Source organism: Methylobacterium sp. WL116 (assembly GCF_008039455.1).
Classification (GTDB): Bacteria; Pseudomonadota; Alphaproteobacteria; order Rhizobiales; family Beijerinckiaceae; genus Methylobacterium.
The window spans coordinates 1-452 of sequence record NZ_VRUV01001155.1; the positions used below are offsets into that span (position 1 = coordinate 1).

Annotated in this window: 1 protein-coding gene; it reads left to right on the forward strand. The window is 75.4% G+C overall.

Going from position 1 to position 452, the window contains the following annotated elements; translation table 11 throughout:
- On the forward strand, positions 1-452 hold a 452-nt coding region (locus FV223_RS29860; RefSeq protein WP_147730151.1), incomplete at both ends, for a DUF2459 domain-containing protein.

Consider the following 452-nt stretch of genomic DNA (forward strand, 5'->3'; position numbering starts at 1 on the left):
GGGCCGGGGGCGGGGCCGGCGCTCCGCGACATCGCCGTGCGGTTCCGCGCCTACCCGACGCTCGAGTTCGGCTGGGGCGAGGCCCGGTTCTACGCGGCGACGCCGACGCTGGCGGAGTTCGACTGGCGGCTGGCGCTCGGCGCCCTGTTCACGCCCGGCGGCAGCGACGGCGTGATCCAGGTGGTCGGCCTCGACGCGAACCCACGCGCGAGCTTTCCGCACGCCGACATCCTGGCGATCCCGGTCTCGGCCGCCGGGCTGGAAAAGCTCCTCGCGCGGCTGGAAACCGGCTTCGCGCTCGCCGGCGGCCATCCGGTCGACGTCGGCCCCGGCCTCTACGGGCCGAGCCTGTTCTACCGGGGCGCAGGCCGGTTCTCCTGGACCAACGTGTGCAACCACTGGACCGCCGGCCTCGTCAACGCGGCCGGCCTGCCCGTCGCGCCGGTGCTCGC